Source organism: Serpentinicella sp. ANB-PHB4, assembly GCF_031432315.1.
In the GTDB taxonomy this organism is placed as follows: domain Bacteria; phylum Bacillota; class Clostridia; order Peptostreptococcales; family Natronincolaceae; genus Serpentinicella.
Window position 1 is genome coordinate 275,340 of record NZ_JAVKGO010000001.1, and the last position, 17,927, is coordinate 293,266.

At 29.4% G+C, this 17,927-nt stretch carries 17 protein-coding genes; 7 read left to right on the forward strand and 10 right to left on the reverse strand.

Annotated elements, in window-relative coordinates; genetic code table 11:
* Positions 1-75 precede the first annotated feature (75 nt).
* From mutS to RH915_RS01485, 5 genes are all read left to right on the forward strand, one after another.
* The gene (gene mutS / locus RH915_RS01465; protein WP_310477479.1) at positions 76-2,673 is read left to right on the forward strand and encodes a DNA mismatch repair protein MutS; all 2,598 of its coding nucleotides are present in this window, start codon (positions 76-78) and stop codon (positions 2,671-2,673) included.
* A gap of 10 nt (positions 2,674-2,683) precedes the next feature.
* A complete protein-coding gene (mutL, locus tag RH915_RS01470; RefSeq protein ID WP_310477480.1) occupies positions 2,684-4,525 on the forward strand; it encodes a DNA mismatch repair endonuclease MutL in 1,842 nt (613 codons plus the stop codon).
* Positions 4,526-4,539: 14 nt separating this feature from the next.
* Positions 4,540-5,472: a tRNA (adenosine(37)-N6)-dimethylallyltransferase MiaA gene (gene miaA / locus RH915_RS01475; RefSeq protein ID WP_310477481.1), complete on the forward strand. Its 933-nt coding sequence runs from the start codon at positions 4,540-4,542 to the stop codon at positions 5,470-5,472.
* 28 nt (positions 5,473-5,500) lie between these two features.
* Complete coding sequence (gene hfq, locus RH915_RS01480) at positions 5,501-5,746, forward strand: RNA chaperone Hfq (protein WP_310477483.1); 246 nt, start codon at positions 5,501-5,503, stop codon at positions 5,744-5,746.
* A gap of 70 nt (positions 5,747-5,816) precedes the next feature.
* Positions 5,817-7,082, forward strand: a complete 1,266-nt coding sequence (locus RH915_RS01485) for a methionine gamma-lyase family protein (protein ID WP_310477484.1) — start codon at positions 5,817-5,819, stop codon at positions 7,080-7,082.
* 52 nt (positions 7,083-7,134) lie between these two features.
* Here RH915_RS01485 and lexA read toward each other — a convergent pair whose 3' ends face one another.
* From lexA to RH915_RS01525, 8 genes are all read right to left on the reverse strand, one after another.
* Entirely contained in the window at positions 7,135-7,773 is a 639-nt protein-coding gene (gene lexA, locus RH915_RS01490) for a transcriptional repressor LexA (RefSeq protein WP_310477485.1), read from the reverse strand.
* 86 nt (positions 7,774-7,859) lie between these two features.
* Positions 7,860-8,975 (reverse strand): tyrosine-type recombinase/integrase, encoded by a 1,116-nt coding sequence (locus RH915_RS01495; RefSeq protein ID WP_310477486.1) that lies wholly within the window; start codon positions 8,973-8,975, stop codon positions 7,860-7,862.
* 382 nt (positions 8,976-9,357) lie between these two features.
* Complete coding sequence (locus RH915_RS01500) at positions 9,358-10,638, reverse strand: FAD-dependent oxidoreductase (protein WP_310477487.1); 1,281 nt, start codon at positions 10,636-10,638, stop codon at positions 9,358-9,360.
* Positions 10,639-10,688: 50 nt separating this feature from the next.
* Entirely contained in the window at positions 10,689-11,618 is a 930-nt protein-coding gene (locus RH915_RS01505; RefSeq protein WP_310477488.1) for a sulfide/dihydroorotate dehydrogenase-like FAD/NAD-binding protein, read from the reverse strand.
* A gap of 180 nt (positions 11,619-11,798) precedes the next feature.
* A complete protein-coding gene (locus tag RH915_RS01510; RefSeq protein ID WP_310477490.1) occupies positions 11,799-12,908 on the reverse strand; it encodes a D-alanyl-D-alanine carboxypeptidase family protein in 1,110 nt (369 codons plus the stop codon).
* A 93-nt stretch (positions 12,909-13,001) separates the two neighbouring features.
* A complete protein-coding gene (locus RH915_RS01515; protein ID WP_310477493.1) occupies positions 13,002-13,430 on the reverse strand; it encodes a hypothetical protein in 429 nt (142 codons plus the stop codon).
* Positions 13,431-13,532: 102 nt separating this feature from the next.
* Entirely contained in the window at positions 13,533-13,991 is a 459-nt protein-coding gene (ytfJ, locus tag RH915_RS01520) for a GerW family sporulation protein (protein WP_310477494.1), read from the reverse strand.
* 14 nt (positions 13,992-14,005) lie between these two features.
* Complete coding sequence (locus RH915_RS01525; RefSeq protein WP_310477496.1) at positions 14,006-14,641, reverse strand: DUF2953 domain-containing protein; 636 nt, start codon at positions 14,639-14,641, stop codon at positions 14,006-14,008.
* A gap of 217 nt (positions 14,642-14,858) precedes the next feature.
* Between RH915_RS01525 and speE the strand changes: the two genes are divergently transcribed.
* Both speE and speB read left to right on the forward strand, forming a co-directional pair.
* A complete protein-coding gene (speE, locus tag RH915_RS01530) occupies positions 14,859-15,713 on the forward strand; it encodes a polyamine aminopropyltransferase (RefSeq protein WP_310477497.1) in 855 nt (284 codons plus the stop codon).
* Positions 15,700-16,554 (forward strand): agmatinase, encoded by an 855-nt coding sequence (gene speB / locus RH915_RS01535; RefSeq protein WP_310477498.1) that lies wholly within the window; start codon positions 15,700-15,702, stop codon positions 16,552-16,554. Before speE ends, speB begins: the two co-directional genes overlap by 14 nt.
* Before the next feature lie 45 nt (positions 16,555-16,599).
* Here speB and scpB read toward each other — a convergent pair whose 3' ends face one another.
* Positions 16,600-17,169 (reverse strand): SMC-Scp complex subunit ScpB, encoded by a 570-nt coding sequence (scpB, locus tag RH915_RS01540; RefSeq protein ID WP_310477499.1) that lies wholly within the window; start codon positions 17,167-17,169, stop codon positions 16,600-16,602.
* A gap of 13 nt (positions 17,170-17,182) precedes the next feature.
* Positions 17,183-17,917, reverse strand: coding sequence for a segregation and condensation protein A (locus tag RH915_RS01545; protein WP_310477500.1), 735 nt, complete (start codon positions 17,915-17,917; stop codon positions 17,183-17,185).
* Between the last annotated feature and the right edge of the window lie 10 nt (positions 17,918-17,927).

The following is a 17,927-nucleotide window of genomic DNA, read 5'->3' on the forward strand; positions in this document are numbered from 1 at the left end:
TAATTATGCAATTTCCTCAACTAGTATTTATTTGTTATAATTAAATTGTGATTTATTTATAGGAGGGTAAAATTAATGAAAAAACTTACTCCAATGATGCAACAATATATGCAGATAAAAGATAAACATAAAGATTCGTTAATTTTTTTTAGATTAGGTGATTTTTACGAGCTTTTCTTTGATGATGCAATAATTGCTGCGAGGGAATTAGAAATAGTTCTAACTGGACGAGAATGTGGTATGAAGGAAAAAGCACCTATGTGTGGTGTGCCTCATCATTCAGTTGATACATACATAGATAGATTAATTTCAAAAGGATACAAAGTTGCGATCTGTGAACAAATTGAGGACGCATCTAGTGCCGTAGGTATTGTAAAAAGAGATGTAGTGAGGGTTATAACTCCTGGCACTTTAATAGATACAAAGTTGTTAGATGAGAAGACGAATAATTATTTAGTAGCAGTTTATGGTGAGTCTGAAAGTTGGGGTTTAGCATACACGGATATTTCTACAGGTGAACTTTTTGCTACTGAGTTAATTGGATCTAACAGCGATGCTATGTTAATGAATGAATTTGGTAAAGTTGAACCAAAAGAAATTATTTATTTTACTGAAAGTAATACGCAGAGTCAATTTCTTAAAAAAATACAACCTAGTTTTAATTATTATCTGAATTCATATAGTATGGATAATAACGAAATAGATGAGAAAATACTACAAATAGAAAGTTCATTTAATGTTATAAACCAGAATCAAATACACAGTGATAACATTAGCTTAAAAGCAACATGTCTATTACTGGAGTATATTAATGAAACCCAGAAAAGAACATTATCTCATATAAACAATCTAAATATATATAATATTAATAAAACAATGCCCTTAGACATTGTAACAAGAAACAATTTAGAGTTAACGGAAACTTTAAGAGCTAGAACTAAAAAGGGCTCATTATTATGGTTACTTGATAAGACTATTACAGCTATGGGTGGGCGAACACTAAAAAAATGGGTAGATCAACCTCTAATTGATGAAGTAGCGATAAAAGAAAGACTTAATGCAATTGAATTTTTAAAAGAGAATATTATATTAAAGTCTGAATTAAAAGCGTGTCTAAAGAAGGTTTATGACATTGAACGTATATCTGCTAAAATATCATATGGCTCTGTTAATCCTAGAGATTTAATTAGTTTAAAGATTTCTTTAGAACAAATACCTGAACTCAAAAGTATATTTAATGGGTGTAATAATAAACTTTTCTCTAATGTATTAGAAAATATAGAAGTACATGACGAGATTACAAATATGATAGATCATTCAATCATAGATGATCCTCCTACAAATATTAAAGACGGTGGAATAATAAAAACAGGTTATAATACTGAGCTAGATGAACTAAGACGAGGAATAACTGAAGGGAAGTTGTGGATTACAGACTTAGAAAAAAAGCAAAAAGAAATAACAGGTATAAAGTCTTTAAAAGTAGGTTTCAATAAAGTTTTTGGCTATTATATTGAGGTTACAAAGAGTAATTTACATCTAGTACCCGATCATTTTATAAGAAAACAAACTTTGGCAAATTGTGAAAGGTATATAACCTCTGAACTAAAGGAAGTAGAATCTAAGATTGTTGGTGCACAAGATAAAATAGTTATCCTAGAATATAATCTATTTATTGAAATCAGAAAGCATTTAGAAAAATACTTATTATCAATTCAGCGTACTGCTAAATTCTTAGGGCAATTAGATGTTATATACTCTTTAGCACAAGTAGCTGAAGAAAATAACTATATAAAACCTAATATAAACAATAGCAATACAATATCCATAAAAGAGGGACGTCACCCCGTAGTTGAAAAAGTTATGGATAATGAACTTTTCATTCCAAATAATACTAAAATTGATACAAATACTAATAGAATGTCCATCATAACTGGTCCAAATATGGCTGGTAAATCAACTTATATGAGGCAGGTAGCTTTAATTGTTTTGATGGCGCAAATAGGCTCATTTATTCCTGCCAAAGAGGCTGAAATTGGTATAGTTGATCGCATTTTTACTCGAGTAGGTGCAAGTGACGATTTATCACAGGGTCAGAGTACTTTTATGGTTGAAATGAGTGAAGTGGCACACATATTAAAAAATGCGTCTTCAAAAAGTTTGCTTATTTTAGATGAAGTAGGTCGTGGAACAAGTACATTTGATGGACTTAGTATTGCGTGGGCAATAATAGAATATATAAACAATAATATAAAAGCAAAAACCTTTTTTTCAACTCACTATCACGAGTTAACAAAGCTAGAAAATGAAATACCACATGTAAAAAATTATCGTGTAGCAATAAAAGAAAATGGAGATGAAATTGTTTTTTTACGTAAAATTATAGAAGGAAGCGCTGATAAATCATATGGTATTCAAGTTGCTAACCTTGCTGGACTTCCTGAAGGTGTAATTAAGAGGTCAAAACAGTTACTTAAAGACTTAGAAAAGCCTAATAAGACTATGGATAACAATTTTAGTGATCAATTTAATGAGAAAAGTGTACAAGCTAAAAATCATGAAGTAAATGAAGAAGCATTTGAAATATTAAAAAAGATTAATATTATGGAAACAACACCTATAGAAGCTTTTAATATTCTATATAAACTTTGTCAAGAAATAAAAAGTAAGTGAGGGGGCTTTTATGATTCAATATATACAAACTTTAGATGACACTGTCATTAATAAAATTGCTGCTGGTGAAGTTGTAGAGGGTCCCTACTCAGTAGTAAAAGAACTAACAGAAAATGCAATAGATGCAAAAGCAGATACAATTGTTGTTGAAATAAAAGAAGGCGGTAAAAAGTATATAAGGGTTACTGATAATGGTACAGGAATTAAAGATGAAGAAATTGAAAAAGCTTTTTTACGTCATACTACATCAAAAATTAATAAAATTAATGATTTAGACACTTTATTAACGCTTGGGTTTAGAGGAGAAGCTTTAGCTAGTATTGCATCTGTTTCACAAATAGAGTTGATAACAAAAACACAGGAACAAGAACACGGTATGCATATAGAAATTATAGGTGGCAAAGTTGTCAATAAAAAAGAAATTGGTTGTCCAACAGGCACTACAATTATTATAAGAAACTTATTTTTTAATACTCCTGCAAGATTAAAATTTATGAAGAGTACCCAGGCTGAAACTACTAAAATTTCTGAAATAATCTCAAGATTGTCATTGAGTAAAGATTCAGTGAGTTTTAAGTTTATTAACAATAATAAAGTTATGTTTACTACATCAAGGAATAGTAATTTGAGAGATAGAATACTTAATATTTTTGGTAAAGAAATTGGTAAAAATTTAATTGAAATAAATGGTGTATTTGATACTTTCAAAGTAAAGGGTTATATAGGACAACCTAATTTTGTAAGAGGAAACCGGTCATATGAAATTACATATGTTAACGGTAGGTTTATTAAGAGTAAATTAATATTTAGTGCTATAGAGGATGCATATAAAGGAACCGTTATTATTAATAAATTTCCGATTTGTTTTCTTTATATTGATATTGAACCTTCACAAATAGACATTAACGTACATCCATCCAAAACAGAGGTAAAGATATTAAATGAACAAAGTGTATATAACCAATTATTTAACTTAATAAGAAATACATTAACCTCATATACAAAGTTTACAGAATTAGAAATTAAAAATCAAAATCAAAATAAGTCAGCTAATACTTTTGATTCCCACAATTTAGATTATGCTGCTGCTGATCATTATAAAAATGACTTTGTCAAAAGTGTTCCTCAAGAAAATAAAAGTAGAGAAAGCATTGTAAAAGAAAACAGTACAGATTATAACTTGGAAATTGAAAAATACTTCCAGAAAAAATTAGATAGAAACGATATAGAAGAGGAAGATACTAATCAACAAGATGATTTTTTAAGTCATCTTTTAGTTGATTATAAAATCATAGGACAAATATTTAACACATACATTATGTTAGAAAAGGAAAATTCAATTTATTTAATAGACCAACATGCAGCTCATGAAAGACTTTTGTACAATAATTTAGTAGAACAACTTAACAATGAGAAAATACTTAGTCAACAACTTATTCAGCCATATGTTTTAGAATTTTCTAATGATGATTGCCTTATATTAGAAAAACATATCGAAAAATTCAGGAATTTAGGCTTCAATATAGAAAATTTTGGGGATAATACTTATGTAATAAGAAGTGTACCTCTTATTATGGATCAATTAAGGAACTTTAACTTTTTATACGATATAATTGATAACATTAAGAGTCAAAACAAATTTAACAGTGACTTAATGTTTGATGACATCTTAATAAAGAAAGCGTGTAAGGCAGCAATAAAAGCTTTGGATAAATTAGATATAATTGAGGTTGAAAACTTAATTAATGATATCTTAACTCTAGAACCTCCTTTGACTTGTCCACATGGTAGACCAATAATTCTAACCTTAACAAAACAAGATATAGAGAAAAGTTTTAAAAGAATACAGTAGGGAGCGATATAATCTTGAAAAACAATGTTGTCATTATCGTTGGACCCACAGCGGTTGGAAAAACACAAACATCAATCCAAATTGCAAAGAGATTTAATGGTGAAATTATTTCTGCTGATTCAATGCAAATTTATAAGTACATGGATATAGGAACGGCTAAACCTAGTGTACAGGAACAGGAAGGGATTCAACATCATTTAATTAATGTGATTCCACCAGATGAGGAGTTCTCAGTTGCTGTATTTCAAGAAAATGCCAAAAAATTATTAAATGATATTACAATAAGAAATAACCTTCCAATTGTTGTTGGGGGTACAGGATTGTATATAAATTCACTTTTATTTCATATGGATTTTTCAAAAACACAGATCAATTCGGCTCTGCGTGATAAGTTAAAACAAGAATCAATTGATTATGGTAACCAATATCTCCATGATAAATTAAAAAGTTTAGCTCCTGATGTTGCGGATAGAATTCACAAAAACAATGTTAAGAGAGTGATCAGAGCAATAGAAGTATGTATGCAAGGTGAAAATTTTAAAGATTTTAGTAAAGAGTTAAAGTTAAATTGTGATTACAATTATATAATAATTGGTTTAACTAGACAAAGAGAGGAATTATACGAAAGAATTAATAAAAGAGTGGATATAATGATATCAGAGGGCCTAATTAATGAAGTCAAGAAATTGCTCGATAGTGGGTATTCTAGTGAATTAGTATCAATGAAAGGCTTAGGTTACAAAGAAGTTATACAATACTTAAATAATGTAATAGATTATAATGAAATGGTTAACATATTAAAACGAGATACACGTAGATATGCAAAGAGACAACTAACTTGGTTTAGGAGATTTGAATTTATCAAATGGTATAATATTTCCGAATATGAATCAGATCATAATTTAGAATCTGATATCAAAAAATATATAGAAGATAGACTTAACTGAGCTAAATAATATGAGGAGGCGTTTTACAGTGAAAAATACAAATATTAATTTACAGGACTTGTTGCTTAACGAGTTAAGAAAAGAAAGTATTCCGACTACTATTTACTTAGTAAATGGCTTTCAAATAAAAGGATATGTAAAGGGGTTTGACAACTATACTATTCTTTTAGATTCGGATGGAAAACAACAACTAATATACAAGCATGCAATATCCACTATAACTCCAAGTCAATTAATTAATTTAAAAATATCTACAAAAAAAGAGGCTGATTAATAAATAAGTGTAGCTTTCTTAATTTTAAATGGCAAATTATATTATTATGCGCATATAAAGGGGACAAACTATGAATCAACTTAGAAAATTTAATGATAAAATTTCAGATGATCTATTCAATAAAATAAAAAACGTTGAAACATCGATTAAAGATCAGCATTCTCAAATAGAGCTTATTAAGGAATATAATCAATATAAAATATTAGATGCTATGCAATCATCAAATTTGAGTGATCAGCACTTTAATTGGACAACGGGATATGGCTATAACGATATTGGCAGAGAAAAAACTGAAGAGATCTATGCCAAAGTATTCTGTACGGAGGATGCAATTGTACGGCCAAATATTGTAAATGGCACCCATGCCCTAAGTCTTTGTTTAACATCTATACTTTCACATGGGGATGAAATGATAGCAGTAACTTCAAAACCCTATGACACTTTAGATGAATTAATAGGTTTAAAGGGTAATTATAAATTTAGTTTAATTAACAAAGGCGTTCTCTATAAACAAATTGATTTCCTCGAAGATGGCAATATTGATTTTCAAAATATTTCAGAATCTATAAATACTAAAACTAAACTAATTTATATACAGCGTTCAACCGGTTATGGCTTTAGAAATGCTGTTGACATAGAAACCATTGAAAAAGTTATTAAATTAGTTAAAAAGGTTGATCCATCTATAATATGTATGGTGGACAATTGTTATGGTGAATTTATTGAAGAGAAAGAACCTACAGAAGTAGGAGCCGATGTTATTGCAGGATCACTTATAAAAAATCCTGGTGGCGGATTAGCATTAACTGGTGGATATATTGTAGGTAGAAAGAAAATTATTGAAGATATTTCTTATCAACTAACTTCCCCTGGTATAGGAAAAGAATGCGGTCTTACTTTTGGACAGACAAGAACAGTATTGCAAGGATTATTCCTGGCTCCTCAAACTGTTAGTGAAGCTGTAAAAGGTGCAGTATTTTGCTCAAAACTTTTTGAAGATGAAGGATATGAAGTAAAACCTAGATTTAATGATAAGAGAAGTGATATTATCCAAGCAATAAAACTAGGATCTAAAGATAAAATTATTGATTTTTGTAAAGGTGTTCAGGCATCTTCACCGGTGGACTCATTCGTCTCACCAGAGCCATGGGATATGCCAGGATACGATAGTCCTGTTATCATGGCTGCAGGAGCATTTGTGCAGGGATCATCAATAGAGCTTAGTTCAGATGCTCCAATAAAAGAACCTTATGTAGTTTATTTCCAAGGTGGACTAACATATGCACATTCTAAATTAGGGGCCATAAAAGCTTTCACAAATATAAAACACCTATAATAGATACTAAACTAAAGCAATTTGAAAATCATGGAGCTTTAGTTTAGTATTTCTACATTTTCCTTAAAACAGCCACTACTTTACCTAGTATTTTTACATCATCTACAATAATAGGCTCCATAAAATCATTTTCTGGTTGAAGTCTTACATGATTTTCTTCTAAAAAAAATCTTTTAACAGTAGCTTCTTCATCATCAATTAATGCAACAACAATATCACTATTTGATGCATAAGATTGTTTTTTTACAACTATCATATCTCCATCTAATATTGCAGCATTTATCATACTATCTCCTTTTACATTTAACATAAATACATCATTCTCATTATTTACAAAGTCAGATGGAAGCGGAAAAGTATGCTCAATATTTTCTACTGCAAGAATAGGATTACCTGCTGTAACATTACCGACTAACGGGATATTTTTAATATTTAAATTTGTATCTGTGTGCTCGTTATTACCATACTTTGTATCGTTATCTAGAATTTCAATTGCTCTGGGTTTAGTTGGATCACGCCTAATGTATCCTTTTGACTCTAGTTTAGCTAAATAACTATGTACAGTAGAAGTAGACTTGAAACCTACAGCATGACATATCTCCCGAACAGAAGGGGGATACCCTTTAGTACGCAGTTCTTTTTTTAAAAAAGATAAGACTTGTAATAGATTGTTATTTAAATCTTCATACACAATTATAGATCTCCTTTCAAAATTCCTAATTATATCAATGATTATAACATATTTACAATAGACTATCAAACGTGTGTTCGTTATTGTTAGTCATCAATCCATTCAAAGTTTTTAATTATTTCTCTTTTAACATCTTTTTTATGGGCTGCATATAACTGTGTAGTTGTAATATTGTCATGATCTAAGAGGTTTTGAACATCATATATTGAAAATCCTTGCTGAATTAATGAAGTAGCAGCAGTAGCTCTCAATTTATGGGGACTATATCCATTTCCTTTATCCATTCCCAAAACAAGTGAAGTATATTTCTTTGTTAGATTACGAATTGTTCGCACTGTCATACGCTTTTTTTGTAAAGATAAGAATAAAGCATCTCTATTATCATCATCTAAGTTATTATTATCAGGACGTTCTTTTTCTAAATAATCGTTTATCACTTGTTCACAAGTACGATTGATTGGCATGAGTACTTCTTTTCCTCTTTTTCTATATATCTTAAATTCACCACGATTAAAATTAAATGAAGAAATATTTAATTGTTGTAATTCACTAATTCTTAATCCATATGTTAAAAATAAGACAATGATTGCTCGATCTCTATACTTTGTTTTACCCCAATAAATCTTTTCTTTTTCAGTAAGCATATTACCAGATTCAATTAGATCTATAAGTTTTACTACCTCATCTATGTCTAATCGTTTTATTGCGTCGGGCTGTGGTTTAGGTAGTTTTATAGGATTAAATCCATCAGTTATATTCTTTTCAATCATTCCGTCTCTATAGAGATACTTAAAAAAAACTGAGAGAGAGGATTTTTTTCTTGAGAGAGTCCGTACATTATTTTCCATAATTCTAAAAGAGTTTTCGTTCTCTATTACATAACGTGAGCAGTAGTTACCTATAAAGTGATTGACATCTCTAGAAGTAATTTTATTAAAATCTTCTATTTTAATATCTTGTACAATATTAGTAGAGCAAAGTGTAGTTTCTTTTATTAAGTAGTTACAAAAAAATAGAATATCTTCAAGATAGGCTAGTCTTGTTGATATAGCAACAGCATTTTTTAAATATAGAAAAAAGTCTTGCATAAAGAAGGGGAGTTGCCTTTCAATCAGGAGACACTGTTCAATAGTTTCTTGTTCATTATAAACAATGTTATCAGGCTTATCAGTTTTATTATGTATTTTAAGTTTTCTTTTCATTTTACCAGCTCCATAAATAATTATACTATTTATTATAATAGCTTAATTTAGAAATGTATATAGTCAAACTATTAACTATTCCCTAAATATACATTTAAAGAATAGTATACTTATATTGTTTTTCTCTACTATGCATTTTTATACTTTATGTGGTTATCTTTTGTAAATTATATATAACTCAATTTTAAATAATTAAATTCATTTATAGATTTATTAACTCTAGGTAGTAAATTGATATCTATTTCTTTTATATATTCATGTAATTTCTTCAATTTTATATATTAATTTGCGCTTTTCGACAATATCATTTATTTTCTTCTTCTCTACCAATTGAAAGTTGGTTTCAATTAATAAGACAAGGCGTTAGCCCTGTCTTAATACTTTAGATTAATTTTTCATTATATATGTCTAATAAATCTAATCTTTTTATTTTACTTTCTAGCTCCTTCTTATCTGTTGTATATAAACCTAATTTTTTCATAATAGCGAAATAATCCGATCCTGCAAAAGTGTACCGTCTCTTTAAGCCTTCTGCTAATTTTATTTGGTCATTTTGATATGCAATCAGGTGTCCTGATGCTGTATTTCGTGGTAATTCAAGTAAAGGCATACCTAGTACAAGACGCACGCTATTATGACCAGCTAAACTACCTGTTGCGATCGCTTCGGTATGCCCTACAAATAGTCCTGCTTTTTCTCCTGCACATAGTAAATTATCGATATTTTTCACTTTCATGTTATTATGTCTAGGTGCAATTGATAAATAACGTACTGAATTACCTACTCCACCTGCATATGGATCTTCAAATTTTGCATTTTCTAGTCCAGGTATCTTTCGAAGCTTATTTAATGGATAAAATGATGACATAAGCTTAGCATGACCAGTATCTAACAAAATTATATTTTCCGCATATTCTTTTAACGCATATTGCTGACAAACTTTTATATTTAGCTTATCATGATTAATATCTTCATTTGGAACAGGCAGTATAACAACCCCATTTTTATTTAATTTATCTCTTATTTCCTTTGACAGTGAATCTTTGTTCAATTTACATGATCCACTAAAAGCTCCGTAGGAGCCATCACTTCTCTGTCCAAGGGTATCATCTACTCCTGCTTTTTGACTTATGCTTACCCTAGGCCCAAATGAAGGACATCTTAATATACACATAGCACATCCATTACCATACTTCAAACAATTTCCCATGGATCCTGTGGAGCCAGTTGCTTCTATAAAAACATCAGCTTCAACTATATTATTATTAAACAATTCAATAGCAGTTATTTTTTTGTTTTTTTTCACAACATCTACTACTCTGTTTTCTAAATTTAGTTTAATCCCTAATGAAATTAAAAGATTTCTTACTTTTGACTCTACAAGGGTTACATCATATAAACTAGCATGTTTATGCCCTGGAAATTCAATACTCTTATGTCTTGAACACTTATCAGTTATTTCAAATAATTCCTTTGCACCTAGCAATATACTTTCTTCAGTAGCAGTAAACCTGCCATTGTTTCTCATTATTCCTCCTACATTGCCTAAGCCTAATAACATATCTGTTCTCTCATATATTTCAACTTCTGCACCTGCTTTTCTAGCAGTTATTGCAGCAGCACATCCTGCCCAGCCACCACCTATTACAACTATTTTTGCCACGTGAACCCCCCCTGTAAATTAAAGTAGATAATTATTAGAAAATAAAGACTTTACTTAATATTTAATTGCGTTTTACATGTTTTAATAGGTATACCAGAAATATCATACGTAGTACATGATCCACAGATCCCCTCACCACAACATATTTCACTGTTGTTTGTAGTAATAATCTTTTTATCTTGTAAGTTTTGGGTGTGATCGATTAACTGCTTATATACATAGTCTGACGCCCCAACAAAAACTAGATTATAGCTATGGTCAGCTAATATTTTATCAAGTTTTTTATATGCTTGATTTGAAAATAGATCCAAATTTTCAATTATTCTTACTTTGTCTGTTTCTCTTATAAAATCATGTCCAGGGGAGCCAATATCTAAAACTACATCTATATTTTCTGACCTTCTTGATAAGTACTTAATTAATAATAAAGCAGGGGCTTGGGCAACCCCTCTTGTAATAATTAAGGGTTTAGGATTTTCGATCTGTTTGAGATTTTCAAGACCGTATAACCCATTCCAGTAAGGACCTCTAACTAGTATTGAATCCTCTACATCTTGAATAGTTTTAGTTTTAACCCCAAATACTTGTACTGCTATTTTCACTTCATTTTTAAATGTATCTACATCCATAATGGACATTGGTATATCAAAAAAATGATTCATATTTTTATTTCTAATAAAGATATATGCTCCTGGCTGATTTAACTGCCGTGCTAATGTATGAGGTGCTTTAAAGGTTATAACTATTAATTTTTGAAACTTTTCTTTCTTAACTATTTTTACCTCTATAGATTCTCTTGTATTTTTTACACTATTCCCACAAAATTTAAATTCTTGGTAAACACAAAATCCATCCCAGCTACAATTACAAAACTTCTTATCCTGTAAATGCGAACATGTTATACAATCCATGGTTTCCGCAAGGTAACAAGGACAATATTCACTACCGACATCAATACATCTAGTATGTTTTTTAGTCATACATCGTCCCTCCTATTACAAAAAAATATCCTAGTAATAGAATATTTTTTTTAGTGGGTTTTGTTACAAATTTACATAGAAAAAACCAGTACAGTACCTAATTTTAACTTTATAGATATAAAAAAGTGGCTTTTAAAAAGCCACTCTTAAACAAAACTTAGTATTCAGATATAATTTAGTTTAAAATAAAAATCTCATAACTTTTTCTTTAAAAGTTAACTTTTCTATACTTTCTTCGATAATTAATTCAGTACTGTCTAGTAACTTTCCATTCTTATAAGTCTGCAATAATCCTATTTTTGTCCCTTTAGTTACAGGGGCATCGATTATATTAGGTGCTTTAACAACCGATATAATATCACTATCTGACTCAGATACAGGAACTATTAATTCTTTTTTTGTCACTGAGTAAGTTGCTTCTTTTTTACCATCTACAATAGATATATTATGTATTTTTTCACCTTTAGTAAAGTGTGTATATGGTTTATATAAATCAAAACAATAGTCAAAAAGTTCCATTGTTGTATTAAACCAATTACCATCATTTAATGTAACTGCAATAAGCTGCATACCTTCTCTTGTGGCTGATGCAACTAAGCACCTTCCGGATTTTTTTGTAAACCCTGTTTTTACTCCATCACCACCATCATATTGTGATAAAATTTTATTTTTATTGGAGAAATACTTATAACTTGATGATCTTTCTGCTACCCACATTTTAGTACTTACTATCTCTCTAAAAGTAGGGTTACTAAGGGCTTCTTTTGTAATTAACCCAAGATCATATGCTGTAGTATAATGATTAACATCATATAAACCATTTGGATTTACAAAGTTTGTATTATTAGCACCTATTTCACTAGCTCTAGTATTCATCAAATCTACAAATTCTTCAACTGATCCCCCTATTTCACATGCAATTGCAATGGCAGCATCATTGCCTGATCTTAACATAAGTCCGTAAACTAAATCCTTCATTTTAATTTTTTCATTTGCTTCTAAATAAATTGATGAACCTTCTATCCCTTGGGCACTTGGGTGTACTGTTACAATTTTATCTAGATCAGCATTTTCTATAGCGAGTAATGCTGTCATTATCTTTGTCGTGCTTGCCATTGGTAACTTTTCATATATATTCTTTTCATATAGAATCGTACCACTTGATACATCTAAAACGATTGCTGCCTGTCCTGATGCTTGAATTCCTCCCGAGACATCTACAGTGCCGAATAAAACGTTAATACAAATTGAAACAATCAATACTACTATATACTTTAATTTTTTTTTCAAGTTATCACCTCTCATTTTTTATAATATTTTACTTACTTTAGTATGAACTAAACAATTTTATTATATTTATCGATAATAAAAAAAGATAAGCATTTATAAACTTATCTCGTTATCATCTGTAATATATTTAATTTTACAGCCAAATTCTTTGCCTATTTTTCTAGCTTCTTCAAGGTCATCCTCACTCCAAATTGACCAACTACCCTTAATATGATTATTTACAACTATTTCAACCTTGTTTTTGTATATTCTCATTATTTTATTACTATTCTGTTGTGTTTTCATCTGTTCAACCTGATAAGCAATAGCCTCTTCTACATCAACATTTAATACTTTTAAAGCAATAAACATACAACTCATAGCATCTTTTAACTCTCGTTTTGCTTTTGCTATATCATCATTCATCAAAGCCTTTAGTGATTCTGCAACTTCTTCATTAAGATGACTGATAGCTGTTTTAGGATCGTTTGTGCTATATTTTCTATTGTTCCATATTAACTCTATAGCTTCTTTTATATCCACGTGCTACAACTCCTTACTACTAACTTAATCTATATATACATTATACTTTTTATAAGCAAAATATACAAATTAATTAAAAAGAGGACTGAAATATCAGTCCTCTTAAATATTTTGGCCATTATTGTTTATATTTTCTGTGTTTTTATTCTTACTATTATTCATCATACTTTGTAATCCAGTCATTACTTTAGGTGTCATACTCAATATATTATCTATCATATTGGATTTTTGGTCTACTGGCATTAATTTCATTTGTCCGTTTCCTACAACCATAAATGCTACCGGTTGAACAGATACACCTGCTCCCGTACCACCTGCAAATGGAAACTGATCTGGAGGTTTAATTTCTAATTCATTCTCATCTTCATGTTTATGTTTCTTTATTTCATTAGTGAAATCACCACCGCCAGATGCAAAACCAAAGGATACTTTTGATATTGGAACAATTACTGTACCTTCAGGTGTTTCTACTGGATCTCCAACAATAGTATTTACATCCACCATTTCCTTTATACTTTCCATTGTTGTTTTCATTAACATTTCAATTGGATGCGTATTCATTTTATCACCAACCTCTAATTTATTTTAATTAAAACAATTTTTATACAGGCAGTAATAATATGTGTTATTTTCAGTGAAAATATACAGTTAATCTTTGTCCTAAAAATACTTTGATTAAAATCAGGCTGTACTTTTATAACTGGTTGATTCATATTACCTATATTATTTGACATAATACTGATAATATTCCCTTTCAACATCCAAGACAAACCTAAAAGCACTGCAGTTTCGGCTGCGTCATTAGTTCCGATAATTGTTTCCCATAAAATTTTTTCAAGATTTAACTTTCTTTTAAAATATGTTATAGCTTTTTTATACTTTCGATTAATTAATATAAATTTCTCTTTCAGTAAGTTAATTTCTCTGTAATTAAATAGCCGGTCCACTTTACTTTTCTTTGCGTTAACAGATCCAACTTTTGCATAGGTATCAATTTCAGTTTCTATAATATCTTTATTCTTTGAGAATAAATTCATCATTTCAATGAAGGGTATTTTTTTTGTAAACGAAATGAGCCCAAATAAAAATCTCATATTTAGTTCTACATAATCATCTTCACCTTTTCGCAACACCAATATATGTATTTTAACACTTGATAATAATACGATAGCTATTAAAATCAAGAGACCTATTCCTATATATATCTTCAAATTCTCCACCTCAATAATGCCAAATATGTATTTTTGTATTCTTTCCAAATATTTAATATATACACATATTAAATTAATTTATTAACTTATACATATTTACATAAAAAATATTGACATTTATATTAAATACTTTATATTTAATAAGTGAATAATTGTTTTGCTTAGATGTAAAATAATGCTGTAGTATTTTAAAATATCAGTTTTAGGAGGAGATATAATGGAATTATGGTATACAGAGGAACACACTGAAAATGTAAAGTTTTCTATGAAAGTGAAGGAGCATATTTATTCTGGTAAAAGTGACTATCAAAAAGTTGATGTATTAGATACTTATGAATTTGGGAAATTACTAACTTTAGATGGACTAGTAATGGTTACTGAAAAAGATGAATTCATATATCATGATATGATCGTACACGTGCCTATGGCAGTTAATCCAGCTATTAAAAATGTTTTAGTAATTGGTGGTGGCGATGGAGGAACAGTAAGAGAATTAATGAAATATAAATCAATTGAACATGTTGATATGGTTGAAATAGATAAAATGGTATGTGATGTGTCTAAAGAATATTTTCCGACAATATCGTGCGAACTGGATAATGAGCGTGTATCATTATATTATGAAGATGGAATAAAGTTTATAAAAAATAAAGTTAATAAATATGATTTGATAATTGTTGATTCCACTGACCCGATTGGACCTGGGGAAGGATTATTTACGAAAGAATTTTACTCCGACTGTTACCAAGCTCTAAGTGATAATGGCATTTTAACTAATCAAAGTGAAGGTGTCATTTATAATGATTTAGCAAAAGAACTAATTCGATCCCATAGTAAGATTAAAGATATATTTCCAATTTCTAAAATTTATCAAGGGAGTATACCAACTTACCCAACAGGATACTGGCTTTTTGGATTTGCTTCAAAAAAATTGGACCCTCTAAAAGACTTAGATCATAAAGCTTGGGAACAATTAAGTATACAAACAAAATACTATAACACAGACTTACATAAAGGTGCTTTTTATCTTCCAAATCATGTTAAGGAGATTATAGAAAATGGAAATGTTTAATAAGTATTGTTTTATTGGATGTAATAGTACTTATGAAAATTCTTCTGTTGTTTTATTTGGTGCCCCTTACGATGGAACTAGTTCTTTTCGTCCTGGATCTAGATTTGCATCTAGTAGAATACGAATAGATTCCTATGGACTCGAAACTTATAGTCCTTATCTTGATAAAGACTTAGAAAACTTTACAGTACACGATGCAGGGGATCTAGAGTTTACATTTGGTAATCGTGATACTGTCTTAAACCAGATTAAACATTTTACTGAATCAATTTATAGTCAAGGTAAGCTACCCCTAATGATTGGTGGAGAACACCTTGTAACTTTACCTGCTGTTGAAGCTGCTTTACAATACCATGAAGATTTAGTAATTCTTCATTTTGATGCTCATACTGATTTAAGAACAGAATATTTAGGTGAAAAAAAATCTCATGCTACCGTTATAAGGAATATCTGGGAATTAGTTGGTGATAACCGTATATATCAATTCTGTATACGATCAGGATTAAAAGAAGAGTTTGAATGGGCGGATAATGGACATACAACATTAAATAAATTTAATTTCAATAATCTAGAAGATATAATTAAAAAGGTTGAAAATAAGCCAGTATATTTAACTATCGACTTAGATGTTTTAGATCCATCAATTTTCCCTGGTACAGGAACACCAGAACCAGGTGGTATATCTTTTTCTGATATGATGAATATTATAGGTTTAATTGCCCCATTAAATATTATTGGAGCAGATGTAGTTGAATTGGCCCCTGACTATGATGCAACAGGTGTATCAACTGCAGTAGCATCAAAAATTATAAGAGAGATTCTTCTAACAATAAGTAAATAATACCTAAAAAGATAGAATAACTGTGTATTCTATCTTTTTAAGATTTTAATTGCTCAATAAATCTTTTTCTATGCTGTTATTTGTTATATCATTATTTGTTTTATGTAAGTCTTTAATATCTGGTAAATCATCGACTGATTTCAGTCCGAAAGTTTTGAGAAAGTTAAGAGTAGTTCCGTATAAAATTGGTCTACCTGTTTTCTCTAGTCTCCCTGCTTCAGAAATAAGGTCTTTTTCTAATAATGTATTAATTGCCTTATCGCATTTTACTCCACGTATTTCCTCTATACCTGTTCTTGTAATAGGTTGTTTATATGCAATAATCGATAAAGTCTCTAGAGCTGCTTGTGTTAATCCCTTATTGTTTTTGGGTTCAATTAGTTTTTGTAAATATTTATGAAAATCAGGTTTTGTAGCTAACTGATAATAACCATTCATTTCTACAATTTGTATACCTCTCGTAGATAAACTATACTCTTCTTTCATCTCTTCAATTGCATTTTTCACTATATCTTGTTTTGCTTCAACAATTTTACTCAAATCATTTATTGAAATAGGTTCTGACCATGCAAACATAACAGCTTCAAGCACTGCCTTAATTGTTGGTTTATTCATTTTAATTTCACCTCTAGTTATTACTCAGTATCTTTATATCACAGAATAAGCTGTTTTGACATACTATAATTTTTTTAGATTTAATTAGTTCTAAAACTGCAAGAAAAGTTGTAATCAAATCAATTTTATCAGAATGATTAGAAAAGCATTTACTAAAACTAATTTGAGAATTATCATTTAATAAATATAGGATATCTTTCATTTTTTCTTCTATAGTTATAGTATCTCTTTTCATGCTTCTAAAGTTAATACTAGTATTACTGCTGTTACTTTTGGGACTATTAATAATCTTTTGAAAAGCTTTTAATAAATCATTAATTTCAACTTGTTGAAATTGGTCCTCACTGTTTGTTTCTTCTATTAATATTTCTTCTTTTTTCTTATAGAAAACTTTATTATTTTTTTCTTCCCTTATCTTGAATTGCTTTGCTATCTCTTTGTACTTCTTATATTCGACCATCTTCCGTACTAACTCTTCTCTTGGATCCTCTTCATCTTCTTCTATAAGATTACTTTTTTCCTGGGGCAATAACATTTTTGATTTAATTTCTATAAGAGTTGCAGCCATAATAAGAAATTCGCTTGTTATATCTAAATCCAATTGCTTCATTTTATTTAAATAACTTAAATATTGTTCTGTAATTTGATTTATCGGTATATCATATAAGTCAACTTTATTTTTGTCTATTAAATGAAATAATAAATCAAAGGGTCCCTCAAAAGCTTCAATTTTTATCTTGTATGCCATAGTCTTTCAC

Excerpts from the sequence above, each read along its gene's own strand:
- mutS (WP_310477479.1), top strand. The coding sequence starts at position 76 with ATGAAAAAACTTACTCCAATGATGCAACAATATATGCAGATAAAAGAT.
- mutL (WP_310477480.1), top strand. The coding sequence starts at position 2,684 with ATGATTCAATATATACAAACTTTAGATGACACTGTCATTAATAAAATT.
- RH915_RS01485 (WP_310477484.1), top strand. The coding sequence starts at position 5,817 with ATGAATCAACTTAGAAAATTTAATGATAAAATTTCAGATGATCTATTC.
- RH915_RS01495 (WP_310477486.1), bottom strand. The coding sequence starts at position 8,975 with ATGAAAAGAAAACTTAAAATACATAATAAAACTGATAAGCCTGATAAC.
- RH915_RS01505 (WP_310477488.1), bottom strand. The coding sequence starts at position 11,618 with ATGACTAAAAAACATACTAGATGTATTGATGTCGGTAGTGAATATTGT.
- ytfJ (WP_310477494.1), bottom strand. The coding sequence starts at position 13,991 with ATGAATACGCATCCAATTGAAATGTTAATGAAAACAACAATGGAAAGT.
- speE (WP_310477497.1), top strand. The coding sequence starts at position 14,859 with ATGGAATTATGGTATACAGAGGAACACACTGAAAATGTAAAGTTTTCT.
- speB (WP_310477498.1), top strand. The coding sequence starts at position 15,700 with ATGGAAATGTTTAATAAGTATTGTTTTATTGGATGTAATAGTACTTAT.
- scpB (WP_310477499.1), bottom strand. The coding sequence starts at position 17,169 with ATGAATAAACCAACAATTAAGGCAGTGCTTGAAGCTGTTATGTTTGCA.
- RH915_RS01545 (WP_310477500.1), bottom strand. The coding sequence starts at position 17,917 with ATGGCATACAAGATAAAAATTGAAGCTTTTGAGGGACCCTTTGATTTA.